The following is a 22,673-nucleotide window of genomic DNA, read 5'->3' as shown; positions in this document are numbered from 1 at the left end:
CAAAGCCGGGTTGTCTTGGCGGAACGTGGTTAATAACCGCGCTGTACCCGCGAGAATTTCTTGGACCAGTCGGCTTCGTTTTTGTTCCAGTAAGCCGGATCAAAAAAGCTAAGGCCATCGAGTGTGCCGGTGGGGTCAAAGGCGGGCAGGGTGGGGATGATCTTGCCCAGTTCCACCTTTTGCGGGTCAAGCGCAGGCGGATAGAACTGCCCTTCGGCCACCGCAATGGCGACTTCGGGTTCCAGCATGAAGTTGAGCAGTTCTTCGCAGGCGGCCATCGGGCTTCCTTTCAGAACGAAGATACATTCCTGCCAGCCAAGGCCGCCTTTGGGGTCAAAATAGCCAATATCATGCCCCTGATCCTGAAGGGCCCGAATACGGCCCGACCAGCCTTCGGTGACATAAATTTCCTCTTCGGCAAGCAGGCTCATCAGTTCCGCGCCTGAGGTCCAGTATTTAAGGGCCAGATCCCGATGCTTACGGATCATGTCCCAAACCGCTTCCATATCCTGAATGTTATTCGGGTCCTGGTCGGATTGCAGGGCGCCATACCAGATACGGGTTTTCCACTCCGCCCAGCCGCCGATTTTGCCTTTATAGGCGTCATCAACCATCAGCTTGGCCCCTTTGGCTTTGGCTTCATCATCGCTGATATGTTTGCGGTTATAGGCAATACCGGTGGTGCCATAATCGTAGGGCACGGCGGAGAGTTTACCGTCCGAGATTTTGCGTAAAGGTTCGATCAGGTTGGTAATGACCGTTTTTAGGTTGGGAATATTGGCTTCATTAAGTTCCGAGCTGAGCTCCAGGCCGTGATAGCGGGCGTAATCAAACACACCAGAAAGATGGGCCAGATTAAATTCGCCTGGCTGGCTGGATTTAACCCGTGCCAGATATTCATCCGCCCCGCCAAAGGTGCCCGAAACCACCTTGATACCGGTTTTTTTTGTGTAGGGTTCGAAGGCGTATTTTTCAAATGCTTCAGATACAACGCCGCCCCAGCCATCAAAGCGAACCTGTTGCGGGGTTGCCGCCTTGGCGGATTTTACCAGCATGCCCATCGGTCCGCCGACGATTCCTGCTGTAACGCCAGCAGCACCCAGTACGGTCAAAAAAGTACGGCGGTTAATGTCGCCATTTCTATAACGGCTTAGCAGGCGTTCGTAGCGTTTCGTCTCATCCATGGGTTAAGCCTCCTGATAAAGGTTTGATATTTTGGTTTTGTCTTTTTGTTGTGTTTTGTGACGGGTGTACCCGTTTCATTGTTTGGCTTTGTTGGTTTTTATGCGCGCGGCTGAAAGGCGACGTGCAATGGCAGTGGCGACAAGGGGCAGGGCGACGGTAAAAATCACCATAACGGCACCCAAGGCATTGATTTCCGGACTGATGGAATTGCGCAGCATGGCAAAAATTTGTGTGGGGACTGTTTCAACACCACCTGGTTTCCAGAACAGCGTGCCGGTAATGTCGTCAAACGAAATGGTGAAGGAAAACAGCATCCCGGCCATTACGGCTGGCAGCATCAGCGGCAGAGTAATTTCAAAAAAGGTCTGTATCGGTGTTGCCCCGAGGCTCATGGCGGCTTCTTCAACATCGCGGCGAATGGAAACAAGCCGTGCCTGCACCACCAGCAGCACAAAGGGCAGGGTGAAGACCACATGCCCCATTAACAGCAGGCCAAAACTTTTGGGCAGGGCCAAAAATTGCAGGAACAGCAACAGGGCCACAGCCAGCACCACCTCCGGGATCAGGATGGGGGCGATTAACAGGCTGGAAATGGCCTTTTTGCCGGGAAAATCGTAACGGACCATCGCAACGGCGGCCATTGTGCCAATCGTGGTGGAAATGGCGCTGGTCAGAACGCCCAGTAGCAGCGAGGTTTTGAAGGCCCGAACGATGGCATCGTTGTGCAATAGGGAGTCAAACCAGCGCAGCGAAAAGCCTTCGATGGGGAAACTGCCAAACTGATTGGCATTGAAGGCCAGCAAAATAACAACGGCCACAGGGGCAAACAAAAACAGATAAACCAGAATGGTTGCGATACGGATTAGAGACCAGCCTTTTATCATGATCAATTCCCCTTACCGGAAACTTTTGGCGATTTGATCAACGCCGAGATAACGGGTGTAAATCACGACCAGCGCGCCCAGCAGTGCCAGAAGAACCAGTGACAGGGCCGAGCCCAGCGGCCAGTTAAGCTGCGTAATGATGGCTTCAAAGACCAGATTGGCAAACATCGCATCACGCGGGCCACCGAGGATAAGCGGGGTGATATAGGTGCCTGATGCCAGCACAAAACACAGAAGCGAGCCTGCCGCCAGACCGGGAAAGGAAAGCGGCAATGTAACTTCGCGGAAGGCCTGGAAGCCATTGCAGCCCAGGCTTTCGGCAGCTTCGGTCAGGTTTTTGTCAATGCCTTCCAGGCTGACATAGACATTCAAAATCATGAAAGGCAGTAAATAATGCACCAGACCGAGAATAACCGTTGTCTGGTTATAGAGCATATTTAGCGGGTTATCGATAATGCCCGCCCACAGCAACAGGCCGTTAATAGCGCCCGACGTACCCAGAATATTGATCCAGGACATGGTACGGATGATGTAGCTGATCCAGAATGGCAGCATCAGCATGATCAGCAGCAGTGTTTTTGATCGCATCCGGGTATTGGCGACGAAATAAGCTGGAATATAGCCGATGACCGCGCAAATGATGGTGGTGAAAAAGGCGATTTTCAGGGTTTGCAACAGGATGTCGCGATAAAAGCGATCGGAGAGAACTTCCTGCCAGTTATCAAGGTAAAAGCCGCTTTGATCCGCGCCGGTTGCCGTGCGCAGCCAGAAGGAATAAACCACGATAAACATCATCGGTATGATCAGCAAAAATCCGATCGTCACCAGTGACGGCGAAAGCAGTATCCACGGGGCGCGTTTTTGCGCCCTTGCGACACCAGCGGCCATGTGGGCCTCCCGTTTATGCGGCATAAAGGAATATTGTTTTGTTGGCTTTTTATGCCGGGCAATCTGTCTTGCCGGTTTCCATATTGGCGATATTTCACCTTATGCTTGCCTATAGCGCAAATAGATAAGTAGAATATAACTCATAGCAAATGGCTATGAGGTGGCTATGGACGATATTTCCAAGCGCAGGTTTGACTGGAATTTGCTGCATACTTTCACGGTGATTGTGGAGGAACGTTCCATCACCGGGGCGGCAAACAGGTTATTGTTGCGTCAGCCCAGCGTCAGCAATGCCCTGAAACGTTTGGAAGACCAGATTGGCGCACGCCTGATAGACCGTGAACGGGGCCGGTTTGAAGTGACGGAACAGGGGCTGGCGCTTTATCATGAATGTCGTGAAATTTGCGGGGCAATCGGGCGATTATCCGATGTGATGCAGGATAGTGGCAGTCAATTGACGGGGCATTTGCATTTATGGATGGCAAGCCACGTTGTGTTCCCGCCATTGGATGAAGCCCTGTTTGAATTTAATCGCCAGCATCCACATGTGACATATGAAATTAATGTCGCGACATCGGCCCATGTTGTGAGCCAGGTTTTATCGCAGCAGGCCAGTTTCGGCATATGCCTGGTGAACGAACAACATCCGCGTCTTGATTACCGCAGGCTCTATCGGGAGCATTTCGGATTTTTTTGTGGACCAACACACCACCTTTTTGGCCGTAAGGACGTGACATTGGCGGATTTGCGCCATGAAGCCTTTGTGTCCTTTTCCACCGATCAGTTATCGGATGCGCTAGCACCTGTTGCCGTTTTGCGCGCGCGCGAAGGGATGAAGGGAAAGGTCATTGCCACCAGCCCACATCTGGAGGAGGTCCGCCGGTTGATCAATGCCGGGCTGGGCATTGGTCCGCTGCCGATTCATGTGGTCAAAAGTGCTCGTGATCGCGGTGTGTTGTGGCAATTGCCCCCGTATGAGGCCCCACCCGCGATTGATATTTATCTTGTGACCAATCCGCGCATGTCGCTTGGCCGGGCAGAACGTTTTTTCATCGATAATTTAACGTCACGTCTGTCAGCTGCACCGGGCGGATATTTTATCTATTCCTAAGGTTTTGTCCCTTGCCTGATGCTTGGCATTGCGCAAGCATATAAGGAACCTTGGAATTAAATCGGAATGAAGATGAAGTTTGTGTATTTTGCATGGGTCAAGGATCGGATCGGGAAAGCCGAAGAAACGCTTGATGTGCCCGCCGATATTGGCACTGTTGCGGACCTGTTGGCATGGATGCCGACACAGGGCGAAAATTATGCTGCGGCACTGAATGATCCTGCATTGGTGCGTGTCGCCCTGGATCAGGAATTTGCCCATGCCGATGACGTGATTGGGGAAGCACGCGAAATTGCCCTGTTTCCACCTGTTACCGGCGGATGAGTTAACGTTTTTGTGGGACTTGGAAAATAGAAAAAGGCGGCCCGGGTAAAGCAGGCCGCCTTTTGCAAAAACCTATGCCGACGTGTTAATCGGCCACAGATGCGGTTTGCGTCAGGCTTGCGAAAAATTCACGACGGCCCAAGGTGCCTGAAATGCGGTTTTCGCGGGTCAGGATCACCGGATTTTGCGTGATTTCTCGAATTTCGATCAGATTTTTGAGAAGAACATCATCCTCGGCAACAAAAATGATCGAATTGTTGGTCGGATCAAGATGATCCGGTACGGTGCCGTCATAAGGAACAAGTTTGAGTTCCTGCTGTTCGCCATTTTGAGCGGATTTGACCACGCCGTTTTCGATGAAAAGTTTGATGTCCTCATCCTCGATGGCGAATTCTCCAGACCCATTGCGCATGTCGCGTGTTGCACGCTGCATGATCGCCCGGCCACGCAGAATATTTACCGGGTTCATGTGCGCGACAAAGTCCGCAACATAATCATTTGCCGGGCGCAGCGCGATATCTTCCGGTGTGCCATGCTGTACCACATATCCGCCTTCCATGATGGCAATTGAATTGCCCAGTTTCATGGCTTCATCCAGGTCGTGGCTAACAAACAGGATGGTTTTGTTCAGCTTTTCCTGCAGGTCAAGCAGTTCATCCTGCAAGCGATTGCGAATAAGCGGATCAAGGGCTGAAAACGGTTCGTCCATCAGAAGAATGGGGGCATCGGTGGCAAACGCACGGGCGAGGCCAACGCGCTGCTGCATGCCACCTGAAAGTTCATGGGCATATTTTGATGCCCATTCATCGAGCCCGACAAGAGCCAGTTTTTCCTGAACGATTTCGTGGCGCTGTTTTGCGCTCAAGCCGCGCAGCTCCAGTCCGAAACCGACATTTTCGGCAACGGTTCGCCAAGGCAGCAGGGCGAACTGCTGAAATACCATTGCCACATGTTCGCGGCGCAGGGTGCGCAGGGTTTGGGCATCGCAACTGGTGACATCCGTAACCTGGTCGCCATCGCCATGTCGTACCCGCAACGACCCGCGCGATACTTTGTTCAGCCCATTTACACAGCGCAAAAGTGAAGATTTGCCTGAGCCTGAAAGCCCCATCAGGACGCAGATTTCGCCTTGGGGAACATTAAAGCTGACATCGGCAACGCCCAGCACATTGTTGGTGGCCTCCTGGATTTGCGACCGGTTCTTTCCCTGATCGAGCAGGGCGAGGGCCTCTTGCTGGCGGTCGCCAAAAATGACGTCGATATTGTCGAATTCAACGGCGTTGGTCATGATTACTGCCCCGTTTTTTCGTTGTTGTCGCGGCGGCAAATGCGGTCCAGTACGATTGCCAGGATGACGATGGCCAGGCCTGCTTCAAAGCCCTGTGCAATGTTAACGGTGTTAAGTGCGCGTACAACCGGTTTGCCCAGGCCATCCGCCCCAACAAGCGCTGAAATCACCACCATCGAAAGCGAGAGCATGATACATTGCGTCAGGCCTGCCATGATGGACGGCATCGCAGAAGGCAGTTCAACCTTGAACAGCAACTGGCGCGGGGTGCAGCCAAAACTTTGCCCGGCCTCGATAAGGGCCTTGGGGGTGGAGGCAATGCCAAGCTGGGTTAGACGCACCGGTGCCGCGATGGAAAAAATCACGGTTGAAATCAAACCGGGCACCACACCCAGGCCAAACAGGATCAGGGTGGGAATCAGATATACGAATGTCGGGATTGTCTGCATCAGATCCAGGATCGGGCGCAGGGCCTGATATAGCCAGGGACGATGGGCCGAAGCCACGCCAAGGGGAACGCCAATCACCATACAGATCAGGGTGGCGTAAAACACCATCGCCAGTGTTTCCATGGTGGCTTCCCAATAGCCAAGATTGACAACCAGCAACAATGACAGCACGGTAAAGGCTGTCAGTTTCCAGGATCTGTGCAGCCAGATCGCCAAACCGGCGAAGAATGCGATAATGACAAGTGGATGTAACCATACCAGTGCATCGACGGTGTGGTCGATGATGAAACCCAGTGCATCCGAGATGGCATAAAAAACAAAGTCGGCATGAGCATTCAGGGCGTCCATCAGGGATGCGATCCAGCTCCCCAGCGGAATCTTGATTTCCGTGAGCCATTCCATGAGATAATTTCCAGCAATATGAATGAATGTGTATTCCAGAACGTTCTTTTTAGAACAAGATCAGTTTTGTCCGGTTTTGACAGGTGTTTGGCTAGTGTTACCCTGGCGCTGCCATATGCTTTATGAAAGCAGCCGCAGATTAGTGGACAAAATTAATCCTGTTAGAAGAAGAACGTTCTATAGTCTTGGCACCAGAGGCGGCAGATATTGCTTTTTCCGGCGCTTTGGACGCTCGCCCTGCCCGCGGAAAACCGGGGCAGGGGATCGATGATCAGAATGTATCGGCGATTAGAAGCCGAATTTTTCTTTAACGGCGGCTTTTGCATCGCCGCCATCAACGGTGGTTACACCATCCAGCCAGGTGTAAACCGCATCGGGATTTGCCTTGATCCAGGCAGTTGCGGCTTTTTGCGGCTGTTCGTTTTTATTGAGGATGGAATCCATGATCTGGTTTTCCATATCCAGAGAGAATTTCAGATTGTCGATGAATTTTCCAGCGTTCGGGCATTCATTAAGATACCCCTTGCGCACATTGGTATAAATGGTTGCGCCACCGTAATTCGGGCCGAAGATGTCATCGCCGCCATCAAGATATTTCATGTCGTATTTGGCATTCATCGGGTGCGGTTCCCAGCCAAGGAAGACGATAAACTTATCGCGCGACGTTTTGCGTTTTACCTGTGCGAGCATGCCCTGTTCGGAGGATTCGACCAATTCAAAGTCACCAAGACCAAACTGATCTTGGTCGATCATGCCCTGGATCAGACGATTGCCGTCATTGCCTGGTTCGATGCCATAGATTTTTCCGTCAAGTTCGTCTTTGAATTTGGCAATGTCCTGAAAGCTCTTCAGGCCAGCATCATAAGCAGCCTTGCTAACGGCGAGGGTATATTTCGCACCTTCAAGATTGGCTTTGAGTTTCTCAACCGAGCCATCTTCGAGATAGGGTTTGATGTCTGCAGACATGGTTGGCATCCAGTTGCCAAGAAACACGTCAACATCACCATTTTTCAGGCTGGTATAGGTCACGGGAACGGAAAGCAGTTCGGTTTCGGTTTTGTAACCCAGTGCATTTAGAACAACCGATGCTGTTGCAGTGGTTGAGGTGATGTCAGTCCAGCCTACGTCAGAGAAGGTAACAGTTTTACATGCGTCAGAGACTTCTGCCTGGGCTGTGGTGGCACCCAGAATGGCGGCACCGGCAATCATGGTGCTGCACATAAGGCGGGTAATGGATTTACGACAAGTCATGTTTCTGGTTCTCCCTTGTATGGACCTTACGGATACTGAAGCCAAACGTGGCAACAGACTTTCGGTTCCGGAAAGCCAGACGAACATCAACGGTCTGTGCGCCAATACTCGTCCAGAACTGCAACAAACACCCTGTTGCAGGCCGGAATTAATTCAAACAGGTGTGCCATCTAGCCAAAAACACGCAGAATTCCGCCTTGCGGAAGTTGGTGGCGGCCTCACCTGTTTTTATTGATTGAATGTTCAATTAAAATACATCATATTCTCTCTAGGTCAATTGCGAAGAGGAAAAAACAGCCAAGGCGTGTTTTTGATGCTTCGGATCGCAAGTTTTGGATACCAGAATGCCCAAGGTTGGAATGCAGCCTGTACGCCGCAGGCAACTTATCGATGCGACGATTGCGACCATTCACCAGTTTGGTTTTGCCGATGCAACCATCAGCCGGATTGCCGGTGCTGCGGGAATGTCGTCTGGAATTATTTCGCATTATTTCGGCGGCAAGAATGCCCTGCTCGAGGCCACTATGTTGTCTCTGATGCAGGAATTACGCGCTGATTTTTTGAAGCGGGTATCACAGTGCCATACGCCAATGGAGCGTTTGGAGGCCATTGTGAATACCAATTTCAACGAGGAACAGTTTACGCCGCAGGTGACTGTGGCGTGGTTGTCCTTTTGGGCGCAAGTACCGTTTTCTGACGCATTACGGCGGTTGAATACCGTTTATTTTCGCAGGCTTGCATCCAATTTGCGCCACGAATTGCGCACTCTAACCAGTGACCAGAAAGCCGACGAGATTGCCGAGGTTATTGCCGCCATGATTGACGGCATCTGGGTGCGTTCGGGGCTTTCGCCGGGGCAGGCTGATGTGGGTGCGGCACGTAAAATGGTGCTTGAGACCCTGCGCCTTCGCCTGAATGCGGCGGCGGCATAATCATTTTTGCGAAATTTTGAGCGCCCCGATATGTGCGGCGCTAATAGGAGTTATGAGATGAACCTTTATCAAATCAGCAATTTCATCGATGGAAAGTTGCAAAAGGGCAGCGGTGCAGAAATGGTGACGCTGAACCCGGCGACCAACAAGGTATTGGCATCGGGTAATGAAAGCACGGCTGCAGATGTGGATGCTGCAGTCAAGGCCGCGCGCAAGGGCCTGGCAATTTGGAAGGCAACGCCGTTGGCTGAACGCGCCCGCGTGCTGTTTCGGGCCGCGCAGATTTTGCGTGAGCGCAATGACGAACTGGCCCTGCTTGAAACCCGCGATACCGGCCGAGCCATTCAGGAAACGGAAATCGTAGATGTTGTTTCCGCCGTCGAATGCTTTGAATATTTCGCCGGTGTGGCAGGCAACATTACGGGCGAGCATATCGATCTTTCTGGTAATTTTGCCTATACGCGCCGAGAGCCGGTTGGGGTTTGTGCTGCAATTGGGGCCTGGAATTATCCGATCCAGATTGCAAGTTGGAAGGCAGCACCGGCCCTGGCCTGTGGCAATGCGGTTGTTTACAAACCATCTGAAGTGACACCGCTTTCGGCGATTGCCGTGGCCCAGGCATTGCAGGAAGCTGGCCTGCCAGATGGCGTTTATAATGTGGTGCAGGGCGCGCGCGAATGCGGTGCGTCGCTGGTTGAACATCCCGGGGTGGATAAAGTTTCGCTAACGGGTTCCGCCGAAACGGGGGCCAAGGTGGCATCGGTTGCCGCTGGCGGTATGAAATCCGTGACAATGGAACTGGGCGGTAAATCGCCGATGATCGTGTTTGAAGATGCCGATCTGGATAACGCGGTATCTGGCGCACAGATGGCGAATTTTTATTCCTCAGGGCAGATTTGTTCCAACGGAACGCGGGTTTTTGTCCATGAATCGGTCAAAGATGCGTTTTTGGCCAAGCTGGTAGAACGCAGCAAAGACCTGGTTTTGGGCGACCCGGAAAACCCTGAAACCCAGGTCGGTCCGATTGTGACCAAGGGACAGTTTGACAAGGTCATGTCCTATATCGAACTTGGCAAAAAAGAAGGGGCGACAGTTGTTCTTGGTGGTCATGCCGTAACGGAAGGCACGCCCGAAGGGGGATTGTTCGTTGCGCCGACTGTTTTTGCCGATTGTCGCGACGATATGACCATTGTGCGCGAAGAAATTTTTGGCCCGGTTATGTCGGTTTTGACTTTTAAAACCGAGGAAGAGGCCATTCGCCGCGCTAATGCGACGGAATATGGTTTGGCAGCTGGTGTATTTACGCGCGATCTTTCGCGCGGACATCGCGTTGTGGCCGAGCTTGAGGCCGGAACCTGCTGGATCAATACCTATAACATCACGCCTATCGAAATGCCGTTTGGCGGGGTGAAGAAATCGGGTGTCGGGCGGGAAAACAGTCGTGCCGCCATTGAGCACTATACCCGTGTGAAATCGGTTTATGTCGAAACCGGTGATGTAGAGCGGCCATATTGACGGCTAACCGCTTGCGTGCGCCCGGTGATGGGGCGCACCAGCGGTAAAATTCATCATACTTACGTTGATACAAGCTTCTGAGGTTAAAAAATGAAACCATCAGCCAGCGATACCTATGATTATGTGATTGTCGGTTCCGGGTCTGCCGGGGCAGTTCTGGCCAATCGTTTGACGGAAGACCGCACTGTTAATGTCCTGGTGATTGAAGCAGGACCGGTGGACCATTTGTGGGACTGGCGCATTCATATGCCAACCGCCTTGTCCTATCCCATGCAGTCAGAGCGCTATAACTGGGCCTATTGGACGACACCGCAAAAGAACCTGAATAATCGCCGCATGGAAACGCCGCGTGGCCGGGTTTATGGCGGGTCCAGTTCAATTAACGGCATGGTTTATGTGCGAGGACATGCGCTGGATTATAATGGCTGGGCAAGTGACCCGGCCCTGGCCCATTGGGATTATGCCAATTGCCTGCCGTATTTCCGCCGGGCCAATACCCGTAACGAGGATAAGGCAGGTGATGATTATCACGGCGGCGAAGGGCCGTTGCATGTGACCACCGGTGCCTGCAAGAACCCGCTTTATAAAGCCTGGATCAAGGCGGGCGAGCAGGCGGGGTATCCGGTAACGCCGGACCAGAATGGCTATTGCCAGGAAGGTGTCGGGACGATGGATATGACGGTGTATAAAGGCCGCCGCTGGTCCACCAGCCGCGCCTATTTGCGCCCGGCAATGAAGCGTCCCAACCTTACCGTACATGACAAGGCCCTTGCCCTGCGTATTCTGTTTGATGGCAAGCGGGCAATTGGGCTGGAATATCAGCATAAAGGCGGTGTCAAACAGGCAATGGTGGATCGTGAAGTGATTGTATCGGGTGGATCAATCAATTCGCCAAAACTGTTGATGCTTTCGGGTATTGGTCCGGCGGCGCATTTGCAAGAGCACGATATTCCGGTTGTTCAGGACCTGCCGGGAGTGGGCGAGAATTTGCAGGACCATCTTGAACTGTATGTTCAGCAGGAATGTACCCAGCCGATCAGCCTGCATCGCGTGCTTAACCCGTGGGGAAAATTGAAGGTCGGTTTGGAATGGTATCTGTTTAAAACGGGCCTTGGCGCAACCAATCATTTTGAAGCCGGTGGTTTTATTCGGTCACGTGCCGGGGTGCAGCATCCTGACATTCAATACCATTTCCTGCCGGCAGCCATTAACTATAATGGTTCGGGTGCGGCGGAAAATGATGGTTTTCAGGCCCATGTTGGACCGATGCGCTCCAAATCACGGGGGACGGTGCGGTTGGCGTCCTCCAACCCGGCGGACCGCCCGATTGTAGATCCGAACTATATGAGCCACCCGGAAGACTGGGAAGAAATGCGGGCGTCGGTGCGCCTGACCCGCGAAATTTTCGCCCAGGATGCGTTTAAGGATTTGCGTGGTGGTGAAATTGCCCCAGGCAAGGATGTGCAAACCGACGCCGAAATTGATGCCTGGGTCGCGCAGCATGCCGAGAGTGCCTATCATCCGTCCTGTTCGTGCAAAATGGGCAGTGATGATATGTCGGTTGTGGATGGGGAGACCCGTGTGCACGGTATTGAAGGCTTGCGTGTTGTCGATAGTTCGATCATGCCTGCCATTGCATCGGGTAATTTGAACGCACCGACCGTTATGATTGGTGAAAAGGCGGCCGATATTATTCGTGGGCAGGCTTTGCCGCCGTCAGACGCATCGTTCTGGGTTCATCCCGAATGGGAAACGCGCCAGCGATAGATGACGGTTTATTGAGTTTTGAATGGCCGGAAGCCTGAAATGGGCTTTCGGCCTTTTTATTTTTTCACGGATTGCAGGTTTCAAAGGCCACATTGCGTTTTTTCAGGTTTGCCGCAATGATGACGGATATTTTATGCAATTGGAAACCGGAGAGGGACCATGCAGGAAATAAGCCTGTTGAATTCTGTTGTGGGCCCGGTGATGCGAGGGCCGTCGAGTTCTCATTGTGCAGCACCTTATATGTTGGGGCGTCTCGCGCGGGCCTTATCTACATCGCAAGGCGAGGTGATTGAGCAGGCCGACATCCGGTTTGACCCGCGCGGATCGTTTGCGCCGGTTTACAAGGCGCAAAGCACCGATGAGAATTTTGCCGCCGGTCTTGCCGGTGTGGCACTGACAGACCCGGACTTTCGGGCTGTTTTAGGTTGCCTTTCCAACGGTCAGGGCTTTGCCTTTTCTGTCACGGTCACAGAACTGGAGCGAAACAACCACCCCAACCGCGTTGATATGGCTCTGTCGGTGCGGGAAAGGGATGGTCGCCTGCGGACGGATATATATCAGGGAGCCTCGATTGGGGGCGGTATGTTTTATATCGACCGCATGAATGGCGAAGATGTCTATCTGACCGGTAAAACGGCAGTCATCTTTGTGTATGCCAATGATGCAAACGCGATTGAGGCTGATCTAACGCGGATCGTTGCGACAGATAGCCGCTTGCTGGGATTGGAACGTGCCAGCATTGGGAATGCTGACGATCAAATATTGGACCGGATCGAGGTGGCGTTGCAGTCTGTTCCAAGCCCGAACGTTCTAGCGAAAATAGAGGTATTGCCAGGTGTTTCCCAGGTGTTGGTTGCCGACGCGGCGCAATATCCGGTATGTGCGACGGATGATCTGTTTTCAACAACGGACGGCGTTTTAAACCAGGTTTTATCCCATAACGGATCATTGGCGCAGACGGCCCTAAGCCTGGAATCAAAAAGGCTGGGATTGTCGCGTGACGCGACACGCCAGCTATTTATGGAACGTGCTGAACTGATGTTGCGGGTTGTTGAAGACGGCTTTAATGCCCGCGAGGAAGACAACGTGATGCGCTTTTTAACCTTGCGCGCCCGCAATGTACGAGATGCAAACCTGCCTGCCGGGTTGGGCGGAGCGGTGTTGCAGGATGCAATTGCCGGTGCCCTTGCCGCAATGGAACGGGATTCCAACCGGGGATTGGTGGTTGCCGCTCCGACGGCGGGCAGTGCCGGTGTTGTGCCCGGTACGCTATATGCGCTGGTGCGACATGGTATTGATATGCAAGGTGTGGCCGATGCCCTGCAGGTCATGGCCCTGATTGGAGCCGTTTTTGCTGCAAGGGGAACCTTTGCGGCTGAATGTGGTGGGTGCTCGGTGGAAACCGGTGCATCGGCGGCAATGGCGGCGGCCGGGGTTGTACAGGCCTTTGGAGGTAATGCAACGCAGTGTTTTGATGCGGCCAGCATGTGCCTGATGAATACGCTGGGTTTGGTATGTGACCCGGTTGGCGGGGATGTTGAAATTCCCTGTCATGCCCGCAATGTGGCGGGTGTTTCACATGCCTATTCATCGGCAATGGCGGTGATGGCCGGTTTTGATGCTGTGTTGGGATTTGACGAACTGGTGGATCAAACTGTTAAAATTGGCAACCTGATGCACCCGGATTTACGCTGCACGGCACGCGGAGGCTGCGCTGCGACCAAAACAGCGCAAAAAATGGTTGAGGAACTAACCGCTAACCTGCGGTTACAGAACAAATAATTGATCTGACCTCTTGGCCTTTTGCTATGAATGGCGCACACTTTGGACCAGTTCATAACACCGAGGTATATTGTGTTTACCCCCAATTTTCTGACTGCAAATGACAAGACCGGCACCTATCCGAATTCCTATTATGCCGCGTCGGCCCACCCGGTTTATGGTTTCGATACGTTTGATGGGGATGTCACCTGTGATGTCGTGGTGATTGGCGGCGGGTTTACCGGGTTATCGTCGGCATTGCACCTGGCAGAACAGGGGTATGATGTGGTGTTGCTCGAAGCCCACAAGGTGGGTTGGGGGGCGTCTGGGCGCAATGGCGGGCAGGTCGGGTCCGGTCAGCGGCGTGAACAGGATGAACTTGAAAAAATGTTGGGCGCGGATGATGCCCGCAAATTGTGGGACATCGCCGAGCAATCCAAGGGCATCGTTAAAAGCCTGATTAAAAAGCACGGCATAAACTGTGACTGGAAGCCGGGTATTTTACATGCTGATCATCGGGAACGGTTTGTAAAGGGCACCCATGAATATGTCGACAAATTGCGCGACGAATATGGCTATGAACAGATTCGCAATATTAACCGCGATGAAATGCGCGAGATGGTGGGGTCTGAATTTTATCATGGCGGATCGCTGGATATGGGGGCCGGGCACCTGCATCCGTTAAACTTTGCCCTTGGTTTGGCGGTGGCGGCGCGCCAGGCCGGTGTGCGGATCTATGAAAATGCGATTGTGACCGAATACTCCACTGGCGAAAATGTAACTGTAAAAGTGAAGGGTGGGCCTGACGTTACCGGACAAATACTTATCTTGGGATGTAACGGCTATCTTGATGGTTTGGATGATCGGGTCGCGCGCCGGGTGATGCCCATTAATAACTTTATCATCGCGACTGAACCGCTGGGTGATGACCTGGCGCGGGAATTGATTCGTGATGATGTTGCGGTGGCCGATTCAAAGTTCGTGATTAACTATTATCGGTTAAGTGCCGATAACAGAATGCTTTTTGGCGGTGGCGAAACCTATAGCTATCATTTCCCCAAAGACATCAAAAGTTTCGTTAAGCCCTATATGCTGGAAGTGTATCCGCAATTGCGTGATGCGCGCATTGATTATGGCTGGGGCGGCACGCTTGCGATTACCATGAACCGGATGCCGTATTTCCGTCGGGTTGAACCAAAGGTTTTTTCGGCAAGTGGATATTCTGGTCATGGCGTGGCAATGGCAACGCTGGCCGGGCAGATTATGGCCGAGGCTGTATCAGGCACGATGGAACGGTTCGACGTGATGGCGAATGTGCCCGTGCCCCGTTTTCCGGGTGGGAAAAGCCTGCGTTACCCGCTACTGGTTCTGGCAATGACATGGTATGCATTGCGTGACCGTCTTTGATCACCAGCTGGTTGGTTAGGCGGTTACGGACCGCCTAACTCCTAAGCCGTTTTTCGAGATTGCCCGGCGGCAACGTTGCCAGACGTGATATCGTGTGCGCCGCGGGCCAGCAGGTGTGATTTTGCTTTTTGCCAATTGGCCGGACTAATCGCCAGGGTTGCCGCATCACTGAATGATACGTCATATCCCCGGTTTAGGGCCGCGTTGATTGTACTGTTAACGCAATAATTTCCGTCCAGCCCGACAATTGTCAGTTTGCCGACCTTTTGCTGGACCAGGGCTTTTTCCAGTTCTGGCTCGCGAAAGGCATCGGCACAGGATTTGACAATATCGTGGTCAATGTCCCCATCCAGCCGGGTATCAATATCCAGCCCGTCTGATTTGGGGCCACCGCGACCGTTGTTCAGCAGCTTTACCAGCAGGTTCATATACCAGCCGGAAAAGGTCTGCCGCACTGAAATAACCGGATGACCATTTTGATTGGCAAGCGTTACCAGGTCGTTGATGGCCGCGATGGCGTTTTTGATAAGAACAGGATCATAGGCATTCTTGCCTGTTGCCTTGGTAAAATCTTCCTGCAGGTCAATAATCAGAAGGGCGCTGTTGGGGCGCGCATTCAGGTCGATTTTTTGTCCCGTCGTGCTTTCAAGATGGCGGCGATACCCGTAGATGGTGTAGCCGATGATTCCGGCTAGCAACAGAATAGCAAGAAGCACGGCAGGCCACATGGTATTTTCTCCGCCTTGGTCGGGTTGATTTCAGACACCGCAGCGTTGACGTTACCGTGCAGTATTGTTTTTGGCAATGATCATACGTTATTCTTTATATTGGGTAAAATTTCCTGTTGGCGTTTTTTGGCAGAAACGAAAATACCAATGCCCCTGCCCAGAAACAGACCGTTAAACAACCCGCCAAGCACTGCCTGGGCCAGTACGATGCCGGGATCACTTGCCAATTCGGGTTGTGTGGCGTCAATCACGCCAAAAGTGTATTTGGTCAGGAAAATCATCAAGATCAGAATCAAGCTGGCCCAGCTTCCCGGCATGTGAATACGGGCGGGGGGGCCTGTTTCAACGCGGATATCCGTATGGGACGCCAGCAGTACGCCACCAAGCCCGCCAACGCCTAGCGCGGTAAGCCACAGAAAATCAATTGTGCTTGGTATTGCAAGATGGGTGGTATGGGATTGCAGTGAAATGGCAAACATGATGACCGGCATAATCAGCGGTCCATAAAGCGAGGTCGTGCGGGGTTTGGTGGCCTTTAAGCCGCGATAAAGGATAAAGGCGAGAAGCAGCCAGACCCAGCTTGGGGTCCCGGCGATGATGGAAAATATTGTCACAGCGAAATGGCCCTTAACTTGATGCGCAAAGGAAAGAGCGGCTATATTTGTGCCAGCTTTGCGATCAACAAGGAATTTTGCGTGAAAAGAGCCGGGGCTTTCGCGAATGGGACCGATGTACAATTCGCGCTTCGTCGATGGCGCGAGCTGGTAAAATCGCCGACTTTCCTGGCAATTGTTGGGGCGGTATCGGTTATTTGGGCGGTGAATGATATTTCCATTCACGCAGCCCTTTCTGAAATGCTTGTTTTGTTTTTGATGCGGCTGTTGTTTGCCGGTGTCAGTGCAAGTGTTGCCTCTCTTGGCATCCTGGTTTGGGTTGGAATACTGCGTTTGCGGTTTTCGACCATGCCGCGTTACGTGTTGGCAGGCGTTTTATCGTCGCCTTTGGTGTTCGTATCTCTCGCCGGACTAACCGCCCTTATTGATCAAAAATTGCCAACTGCAGAAACGCTGTTAAATATGTTTATCAGTGTTGTTGTCACGGTTACGGCAATTGCCGCGATTGTCGGTATTGTTAACCGTCGGACGAATGTTGCAGCCGGACAAATAGCAACTGGTACATCGCCGCAGGCACATGCTGATAACGCCTTTGTAACGGCACCAGAAGTTGACTTACCCGACCTGGTCCGCCGTTTGCCCGCTGAACTTGGACAGGAAATTATCCGTCTTTCGGCCAGTGATCATTATGTCGAAGTTTATACACGATTGGGACATACGCTGGTTCTGTTGCGTTTTTCCGATGCGCTGAAGGAACTTGGTGCGGCGGACGGAGTGCAAATTCACCGTTCGCACTGGGTTGCCCGTTCGGCTATTCACCGGCTTGTTTCAAAGGGTCGAAATTTGTTTGTCGAACTGGATGATGGCACGGTGCTGCCTGTCAGCCGGTCCCGTTTTGGGGAAATACGCAGTGCAGGATTTGTCGAGGAACGTGTTTCCTGATGGCGTTGTCGGCTGATGTCAGTCGGGCTGCCATTTCGACACCGGGTCGTATCTTTCACCTTTTGCCAGGATAACGCCATTATGTGCAGCAATGCCGACTTCAAGGCTTTGCGCGATGCGCAAGGCCCGTTCCATAAAATGGCGTGCAGCTTCTGGCGGGCAAAGTTCCGATAATGTTTCGGCAAAAAGGGCCAGCCAGCGATCAAAATGGTGCCGGTCGAGGGGCAGAGGCATATGTTTTTGCATCGGACGCCCATAATAGGCACCGCTTGCCAGTGCGACCGATGACCAAAACTGGCACATGTTATTCAGATGATGATCCCAGTCCTCAATTTTGCTTTCAAAGATGGGGCCCAAAAATGCGTCCGCACGGACCTTGGCATAAAAGCCATGCACAACATCATGGATCATTTGCGGGTCTATGCCGGTTTCATCCATGATCTTTTGTGTTGCGCGTTCGCGGCGTTCCTGATGTGACAGGCCGTCATCTTCGGTGTGGGTGTTGGTCATTTATGTGCTTCTGTCTTTGGCAACGTCTGGAGTCAGTAAATTTCTGTCCGTTTATAGGGCCGAACCAGCCTTTGAAACATGACATATGTCACTTTTTGTCGCAAAGGCTGGGGGGTATTTGTTACAGAAACGCATCCTGAAACCCGTATGCGGCATAGGCCAGCCAGCGATATTGGCGGCGTAACCCCGGAAGCGGGATTTTTTTGGGCGGGATGCTCATGATGGGGCCAATATCGCTTTGGCTTGTTTTGTCGGTCATCAGGTCTGCCAGCATTTCACCGGCATAGCTGGCAAGGGCAACACCGTTGCCGTGATAGCCCAGTGATGCCCATAACCGTTGATAACCGTCAATACGACCGACAAAGGGACGGCGAGATTGTGATAAGCAAACCAGCCCATTCCAGTGATGGGTGATATCCACTTTTTGCCAGGCGGGAAACATGCTGTGGAACTCTTTTTCCAGGGCTTTGCGGGCCCTGATTTGACCTTCGGGCGAGGCACTCAAACCACCACGACCGCCAAACATGAAACGCCCGTCGGGAAGTTTGCGAAAATAATGCAGCAAAATGCGCGTATCATAGGCCATCATATCGCTTTGCCAGCCCTGTTCGGCCTGTTCGCCATCGGTTAAGGGTCGTGTTACCAATATGCCCGAAATCACTGGCAATAAACGACCTGCCAGCCACTGTGGCATGTTTTCAGCACTATATCCGTTTGTTGCGATAACGGCCTGTTGCGCACTTATTTTGCACTGTGGATTATGTAGGGTAACCCCGGTTGCATTTTCGGTAATGGCGCCGATTTCGGCCTGTTCAAAAATCTGAACACCTGCGGCGAGGCAGGCTTTATGCAGTGCGGCAATATATTTGTAGGGATGCAGGCCAAATCCCGCTTTGACATGTAAACCACCGGCGACGCCGTGGACATGCAGGCCCATTTCATCAAGGGATTCTTTGGTATGAAACGTGGTCTGGATGCCTGCAAAATGTGCCAGTTCCTGTGCTTCTTCATGCAGCCCTTTTACGCGGGATGCTTTGTGGGCCAGCACCATTTCCCCATCCGAATGGCGGTCAACATCAGCGCCCCATTCGCCAATGCGCTGAGATGCCAGGTCAATAGCCGCCAATTGATGGCGGGCAAACTGACGGCTTGCGTCTTCGCCAAACTGTTTTGCCAGTGCATGTAATGACAGCATTGACCCGCCAAGGCAGCAAAATCCGCCATTGCGTCCTGACGCGCCCCATCCCGGGCGTCCGGCGTCAAGTACCACAACAGAGCGACCGGCTTGTGCCAGTTTCAAGGCCGCCGACAGGCCGGTATATCCGGCACCGATAACCGCAATTTCTGCCGTGATGTTGCCGCTGTCGGGTAGGGTTTGACAGGCGGGCAGGGGGGCAACACTTTGGGCCCAGAAACTTTTGGGCAGAGTAGGTGCATGATAGGCGTCGGGTTCGTATAAACGTTTCAGGGAATGGAAAGTATGTGTGTGGGGCATGTGCCGGTCTTGGTTGGCGGTTTACGAGGGTGATCGCATTATGAAGGCGGGCACCGAGATGGCGATAGTGCCAAATGAAACGCCCGCCACAGTCTGAGCCGTGCCGGGCGTATCGCAAAGCGGAAAAAAGGTCTGGATGAAACTTACATCACGCCAATTTTTTTAGCAGTGGCATCAAAGGCCGCACGGGCGCGTTTAACAAGTTCATCCACTTCATCGCGCGAAATGACCAGAGGCGGTGACAGAACCATGCGATCTCCACAGGCCCGCATAATCACGCCATTTTCAACGCAGAAATCACGGCAAATCGTGCCAACGGCTCCGGGTTTGTCAAAACCCTTGCGGGTCTTTTTATCGGCAACCAGCGGCATGCCCGCGATCAGGCCAACACTTTCAACGGCGCCAACCAGCGGGTGATCTTCCAGTGTTGCCAGCTTTTTGCGGAAGTACGGGCCAATATCATCGCGGACCCGTTCGATCAGCTTTTCATCGCGAAGGATGCGGATATTTTCCAGCGCCACAGCTGCCGATGCCGGATGTCCTGAATAGGTAAAGCCGTGGGTGAATTCGCCGCATTCATTGATCAAAACATCTGCCACACGATCACCGACCATCACAGCGGAAATTGGCAAATAGCCTGATGACATGCCTTTTGCCATTGGCATCAGGTCCGGTTTGATGTCAAATGTGTCGGATCCGAACCAGTTGCCGGTACGGCCAAAGCCGCAAATGACTTCGTCGGCAATCAGCAGAATGTCGTGTTCTTTGCAAATTCGCTGAATTTCCGGCCAGTAGGTTGATGGCGGGATGATCACGCCGCCTGCACCCTGGATTGGTTCGCCGATAAAGGCTCCAACTTTGTCCGGTCCCAGTTCCTTGATTTTTTCTTCAAGTTTGCGTGCTGCAAGCAGACCGAATTCTTCGGGGCTGTGGTCGCCGCCTTCGCCATACCAGTAGGGTTGGTCAATATGCACGACATTTGGCAGCATTGGTCCGCCCTGGGCGTGCATCCCGGCCATACCCCCAAGTGACGCACCGGCAACGGTGGAGCCGTGATAGGCGTTTTTACGGCTGATGATATAGTTTTTTTCAGCCTTGCCCTTCAGGTTCCAGTATTGGCGCACCATGCGAACAACGGTGTCGTTTGCTTCGGACCCGGAATTGGCATAAAAAACATGGTTCATATGCGCAGGGGTGATTTCCGCCAGAACCCTGGAAAGTTCGATGACCGGTTCGTGGGCGCACTGGAAGAAATTGTTGTAATAGGGCAGTTGCAGCATTTGCTTGTAGGCGGCTTCTGCAAGTTCCCGGCGGCCATAGCCGATATTGACACACCAAAGTCCGGCCATGCCATCAAGGTACCTTTTACCTTCGCTGTCCTCGATGAAAACACCTGACGCACCGGTGATAACACGGGTACCGCGTTTGTTCAGGTCTGCGGTATCGGTAAAGGGATGAATGTGATGTTGCTGGTCAAGGTTTTGCCAAAAGGCGGTTTTTTCAAGCTGATTCATGACTGCTCCTGACGACGTAACAGGTCCCTGTTGTCCGAAATGTCGAACGTTTGAAAAGAGTGTTCGTTTTTTTGAACACCTTTGCAAGAGATAATTTTTGAAAGATCTGTGAGGTATCGAGCGCCGATTTGGGCCACTATTTTTGGGAAGAGTGCGGTGTTGGCTGTTTTGAGAGAGTAAAATTGGTATAAAGTCAAATTGTGAATTGAACGATATATTGAACGATATCGTGATCGAGGGCTTGACCGTTTTGATGCGGCGCGGCACGATGACAGCGCTATGACACAAATGAACAGCCGTGCAGGGAGTATTAGACGATGAACAAGTCGTTCGTCGAAGACGGTAGGGCCGAAGCCCAACGCTTTTTTGAAGCCAATCCCGATATCGAACTGGTTGAGTTGTTGCTCCCGGATATCAATGGGGTTTTTCGTGGCAAACGTGTTACGAAAAACAAGTTTCTCAAAAGCTATGCTGAGGGCATTAACATGCCCGGTTCGGTCTGCCTCGTCGATATTACCGGGGATAACCCGGAAGGAACCGGTCTGTTATGGTCCAGTGGGGACCGTGACAATGTTGCCAAACCCATTCCGGGGACGCTCCATCGGGTTCCTTACGGGGAACAGGCGCTCGCCCAGGTGATGGTGTCGCTGTATGATCTGGATGGAAACCCGTTTTTTGCTGATCCGCGCAATGTCTTGCAAGGCGTTGTGGATCGTTTGGCAGCCGATGGTTATTTCCCGACGGTGGCGCTGGAACTGGAGTTTTATCTGGCAGACCAGAACGAAACCGGGCGGCCCATTCCACCTGCACCACTTGATGGCAGTTACGCCTCGGATGGTATTCAGGTGTATGGGCTTCAGGAAATCGAGAATTTTGACCGTGTTTTGCATGATTCGGTTAGCGAACTGAACCGTCAGGGTATTCCGGCTGATACGATTGTTGCCGAAGCTGGCCCAGGGCAGTTTGAAATCAATCTGGGTCATGTGAACGACCCGATGCAGGCCGCCGACCATGCCATGCAGCTAAAACGTGTTGTCAAGGGTATTGCCTGGGATCACAAAGTAACAGCAACCTTTATGGCGAAACCCTATTCGGATCAGGCCGGGAATGGCCTGCACATTCATGTCAGTCTGCGCGATGCGGAAGGCAATAATGTTTTCAGTCCGAAAGGCGATGAGGAAGTTTCCGACCTGTTGAAGAATGCGATTGGCGGTTTGCAGGCATCCATGTTTGAAAGCATGGCAATTTTTGCCCCCAACCCGAATTCCTATCGCCGGTTCCAAAACAAGGCCTATGCGCCGATGTCGCCAAACTGGGGATTAAACAACCGGACGGTTGCGTTGCGTGTTCCGGCCGGCAATGCCAATGCCGCACGGGTGGAACATCGTGTTTCCGGGGCGGACGCCAACCCCTATTTGGTGCTGGCGTGTGTTTTGGCGGGTGTTCATCACGGTCTTAAAAACAGGATTGATCCCGGCGAGCCTGTTGAAGGCAATGGATATGAGCAACATAACGGCCGGATTGTGCCGCGCAGCATGATTTCGGCACTGGATCACTTTACCAATGGCAAAATTGTTCGCGAATATTTGGGTGAACAATTTGTCGAGGTTTTTGATGTGTGCCGTCGCGCGGAATATGACGAGTTTTTTGCCGAGGTCACGCCGCTTGAACATCGCTGGTATCTGGATGCCGTTTGATGGCTTCCA

General features: G+C 52.5%; 20 protein-coding genes. 9 read left to right on the top strand and 11 right to left on the bottom strand.

The window, feature by feature from the left end; translation table 11 throughout:
* Window positions 1-29: 29 nt before the first annotated feature.
* From LF95_RS09150 to LF95_RS09140, 3 genes are all read right to left on the bottom strand, one after another.
* Window positions 30-1,184 (bottom strand): extracellular solute-binding protein, encoded by a 1,155-nt coding sequence (locus tag LF95_RS09150; RefSeq protein WP_073954645.1) that lies wholly within the window; start codon window positions 1,182-1,184, stop codon window positions 30-32.
* A 75-nt stretch (window positions 1,185-1,259) separates the two neighbouring features.
* Window positions 1,260-2,069 carry an ABC transporter permease gene (locus LF95_RS09145; protein ID WP_073954644.1) on the bottom strand — a complete coding sequence of 270 codons (810 nt, stop codon included), beginning with the start codon at window positions 2,067-2,069 and terminating at the stop codon, window positions 1,260-1,262.
* A gap of 12 nt (window positions 2,070-2,081) precedes the next feature.
* Window positions 2,082-2,957, bottom strand: coding sequence for an ABC transporter permease (locus LF95_RS09140; protein ID WP_073954643.1), 876 nt, complete (start codon window positions 2,955-2,957; stop codon window positions 2,082-2,084).
* A gap of 166 nt (window positions 2,958-3,123) precedes the next feature.
* Between LF95_RS09140 and LF95_RS09135 the strand changes: the two genes are divergently transcribed.
* On the top strand, window positions 3,124-4,068 hold the full coding sequence (locus LF95_RS09135) for a LysR family transcriptional regulator (protein WP_073954642.1): 945 nt from the start codon (window positions 3,124-3,126) through the stop codon (window positions 4,066-4,068).
* 66 nt (window positions 4,069-4,134) lie between these two features.
* Window positions 4,135-4,392 (top strand): molybdopterin converting factor subunit 1, encoded by a 258-nt coding sequence (moaD, locus tag LF95_RS09130; RefSeq protein WP_252509703.1) that lies wholly within the window; start codon window positions 4,135-4,137, stop codon window positions 4,390-4,392.
* 85 nt (window positions 4,393-4,477) lie between these two features.
* Here the strand turns inward: moaD and choV are convergent, their stop codons facing one another.
* The 3 genes from choV to LF95_RS09115 all read right to left on the bottom strand — a co-directional run bounded on the left by choV (window position 4,478) and on the right by LF95_RS09115 (window position 7,782).
* The gene (choV, locus tag LF95_RS09125) at window positions 4,478-5,680 is read right to left on the bottom strand and encodes a choline ABC transporter ATP-binding protein (protein WP_073954641.1); all 1,203 of its coding nucleotides are present in this window, start codon (window positions 5,678-5,680) and stop codon (window positions 4,478-4,480) included.
* Window positions 5,681-5,682: 2 nt separating this feature from the next.
* Window positions 5,683-6,531 (bottom strand): choline ABC transporter permease subunit, encoded by an 849-nt coding sequence (gene choW / locus LF95_RS09120; RefSeq protein ID WP_073954640.1) that lies wholly within the window; start codon window positions 6,529-6,531, stop codon window positions 5,683-5,685.
* Window positions 6,532-6,819: 288 nt separating this feature from the next.
* A complete protein-coding gene (locus LF95_RS09115) occupies window positions 6,820-7,782 on the bottom strand; it encodes a choline ABC transporter substrate-binding protein (RefSeq protein ID WP_073954639.1) in 963 nt (320 codons plus the stop codon).
* Between the two features lie 344 nt (window positions 7,783-8,126).
* Between LF95_RS09115 and betI the strand changes: the two genes are divergently transcribed.
* The 5 genes from betI to LF95_RS09090 all read left to right on the top strand — a co-directional run bounded on the left by betI (window position 8,127) and on the right by LF95_RS09090 (window position 15,164).
* Window positions 8,127-8,714, top strand: coding sequence for a transcriptional regulator BetI (betI, locus tag LF95_RS23535; protein WP_073954638.1), 588 nt, complete (start codon window positions 8,127-8,129; stop codon window positions 8,712-8,714).
* 57 nt (window positions 8,715-8,771) lie between these two features.
* Window positions 8,772-10,229, top strand: a complete 1,458-nt coding sequence (gene betB / locus LF95_RS09105) for a betaine-aldehyde dehydrogenase (RefSeq protein WP_073954637.1) — start codon at window positions 8,772-8,774, stop codon at window positions 10,227-10,229.
* 90 nt (window positions 10,230-10,319) lie between these two features.
* Window positions 10,320-11,996 carry a choline dehydrogenase gene (gene betA, locus LF95_RS09100; RefSeq protein WP_073954636.1) on the top strand — a complete coding sequence of 559 codons (1,677 nt, stop codon included), beginning with the start codon at window positions 10,320-10,322 and terminating at the stop codon, window positions 11,994-11,996.
* 159 nt (window positions 11,997-12,155) lie between these two features.
* Window positions 12,156-13,778, top strand: coding sequence for an L-serine ammonia-lyase, iron-sulfur-dependent, subunit alpha (locus LF95_RS09095; RefSeq protein ID WP_073954635.1), 1,623 nt, complete (start codon window positions 12,156-12,158; stop codon window positions 13,776-13,778).
* Between the two features lie 72 nt (window positions 13,779-13,850).
* Window positions 13,851-15,164: an NAD(P)/FAD-dependent oxidoreductase gene (locus LF95_RS09090; RefSeq protein WP_215905659.1), complete on the top strand. Its 1,314-nt coding sequence runs from the start codon at window positions 13,851-13,853 to the stop codon at window positions 15,162-15,164.
* 41 nt (window positions 15,165-15,205) lie between these two features.
* Here the strand turns inward: LF95_RS09090 and LF95_RS09085 are convergent, their stop codons facing one another.
* Window positions 15,206-15,892, bottom strand: coding sequence for a cysteine hydrolase family protein (locus LF95_RS09085; protein WP_073954633.1), 687 nt, complete (start codon window positions 15,890-15,892; stop codon window positions 15,206-15,208).
* Between the two features lie 80 nt (window positions 15,893-15,972).
* Window positions 15,973-16,506 carry a DUF6622 family protein gene (locus tag LF95_RS09080; RefSeq protein WP_073954632.1) on the bottom strand — a complete coding sequence of 178 codons (534 nt, stop codon included), beginning with the start codon at window positions 16,504-16,506 and terminating at the stop codon, window positions 15,973-15,975.
* A gap of 81 nt (window positions 16,507-16,587) precedes the next feature.
* Between LF95_RS09080 and LF95_RS09075 the strand changes: the two genes are divergently transcribed.
* Window positions 16,588-17,448, top strand: a complete 861-nt coding sequence (locus tag LF95_RS09075; protein ID WP_168173677.1) for a LytTR family DNA-binding domain-containing protein — start codon at window positions 16,588-16,590, stop codon at window positions 17,446-17,448.
* Between the two features lie 18 nt (window positions 17,449-17,466).
* Here the strand turns inward: LF95_RS09075 and LF95_RS09070 are convergent, their stop codons facing one another.
* From LF95_RS09070 to LF95_RS09060, 3 genes are all read right to left on the bottom strand, one after another.
* Window positions 17,467-17,958 carry a group III truncated hemoglobin gene (locus LF95_RS09070; RefSeq protein ID WP_073954630.1) on the bottom strand — a complete coding sequence of 164 codons (492 nt, stop codon included), beginning with the start codon at window positions 17,956-17,958 and terminating at the stop codon, window positions 17,467-17,469.
* 121 nt (window positions 17,959-18,079) lie between these two features.
* Complete coding sequence (locus LF95_RS09065; protein ID WP_083607571.1) at window positions 18,080-19,453, bottom strand: NAD(P)/FAD-dependent oxidoreductase; 1,374 nt, start codon at window positions 19,451-19,453, stop codon at window positions 18,080-18,082.
* A gap of 143 nt (window positions 19,454-19,596) precedes the next feature.
* Window positions 19,597-20,967 carry an aspartate aminotransferase family protein gene (locus LF95_RS09060; RefSeq protein ID WP_073954629.1) on the bottom strand — a complete coding sequence of 457 codons (1,371 nt, stop codon included), beginning with the start codon at window positions 20,965-20,967 and terminating at the stop codon, window positions 19,597-19,599.
* A 317-nt stretch (window positions 20,968-21,284) separates the two neighbouring features.
* Here LF95_RS09060 and LF95_RS09055 point away from each other — a divergent pair, with 317 nt between their 5' ends.
* Window positions 21,285-22,664: a glutamine synthetase family protein gene (locus tag LF95_RS09055; protein WP_073954628.1), complete on the top strand. Its 1,380-nt coding sequence runs from the start codon at window positions 21,285-21,287 to the stop codon at window positions 22,662-22,664.
* Window positions 22,665-22,673: the final 9 nt, after the last annotated feature.

Source organism: Thalassospira sp. TSL5-1 (assembly GCF_001907695.1).
Classification (GTDB): domain Bacteria; phylum Pseudomonadota; class Alphaproteobacteria; order Rhodospirillales; family Thalassospiraceae; genus Thalassospira.
This window is presented reverse-complemented; position numbering and strand designations above follow the sequence as displayed.